The sequence below is a fragment of the Marinitenerispora sediminis genome, from assembly GCF_003336425.1.
GTDB classification, from domain to species: Bacteria; Actinomycetota; Actinomycetes; order Streptosporangiales; family Streptosporangiaceae; genus Marinitenerispora; species Marinitenerispora sediminis.
Map to the genome: position 1 here is coordinate 1 of NZ_QEIO01000310.1, position 1,269 is coordinate 1,269.

Below are 1,269 nucleotides of genomic sequence, written 5' to 3' on the forward strand. Positions count from 1 at the left end.
GAGCCGGTCCAGGGCACCACCCTCCAGCACGCCAAAACCCACACCGAGAACCACACCCCCTGACCCACCGACCAGCCCTGGTCCCCGCACCGCGCCGCACCCCCTTGACAGCGGCGCCGGGCCACCCCCGGCCGCAGGCCCCAGCGGCCCGGCCCACGGGGACCAGGGCACCCCCACACCCAGGAGACCCCGTGCGCATCATCGACCTCTCCACCACCATCGACGCCACCCAATGGGAACCCGACCCCGTCACCCACACCCCCATGACCCACCGCGAAGGCGCCCACCACATGGCCACCGCCATGCGCCAGCACTTCAACCTCGAACTGCCCCCCGACACCCTCCCCGACGGCGAATTCCTCAACAACGACACCTTCACCCTCACCGCCCACACCGGCACCCACATCGACGCCCCCGCCCACTACGGCAGCACCACCGCCTACGGCACCCCCCGCACCATCGACCAGCTCCCCCTCCACTGGTTCCACGGCCCCGGCGTCCTCCTCGACGTCCGCACCGACCACCCCGGCACCATCACCACCGACCGCATCCGCACCGAACTCCACCGCATCGGCCACCAGCTCCGCGAACACGACATCGTCCTGCTCCACACCGGCGCCGCCGCCCGCATCGGCACCCCCGCCTACTTCACCCACTTCGCCGGCCTCGACCACGACGCCACCCACTACCTCCTCGACCACGGCGTCCGCGTCATCGGCACCGACGCCTTCAGCCTCGACGCCCCCTTCCCGCACATCATCGAGACCTACCAGCGCACCGCCGACCCCACCGTCCTGTGGCCCGCCCACATGGCCGGCCGCCACCGCGAGTACTGCCAGATCGAACGCCTCGCCAACCTCGACGCCCTACCCCGCCCCACCGGCTTCACCGTCATGTGCCTGCCCGTCAAACTCGCCCGCGCCGGCGCCGGCTGGACCCGCGCCGCCGCACTCCTCGACGACACCGAGTAACCAGCCCGCGGCACCGCCCCGCCGCCAAGCCGCCCCGCGGCGCACCCCGGCTCACTTCTCCGCCAGCACCCGGATCCCCTCCACCAGCGCCGCCTGACGCACGATCTCCGGCCCGAACGCGTCCGGCGCCACCCCCGCGCGCACCGCCTCCGCGAACGCCCCCGCGATGTTGGCGAACTGGTCGTCCGCCCCCAGCACCCGCACCTCCCGGCGCCCCCGCGCGTCCACCCGCACCACCGGCCGCAGATCCGGCGGCGGCGTGAACGCCCGCTCCACCTGCAAGTAGCCGCGGCTGCCC

The 1,269-nt window shown here is 73.5% G+C and carries 1 protein-coding gene and 1 pseudogene; one reads left to right on the forward strand and one right to left on the reverse strand.

Going from position 1 to position 1,269, the window contains the following annotated elements; translation table 11 throughout:
* The first annotated feature begins 191 nt into the window (after positions 1–191).
* The gene (locus DEF28_RS26510) at positions 192–971 is read left to right on the forward strand and encodes a cyclase family protein (RefSeq protein WP_114433777.1); all 780 of its coding nucleotides are present in this window, start codon (positions 192–194) and stop codon (positions 969–971) included.
* 51 nt (positions 972–1,022) lie between these two features.
* Here the strand turns inward: DEF28_RS26510 and DEF28_RS27795 are convergent.
* A pseudogene (locus DEF28_RS27795) lies at positions 1,023–1,269 on the reverse strand (gfo/Idh/MocA family oxidoreductase); the annotation flags it as partial.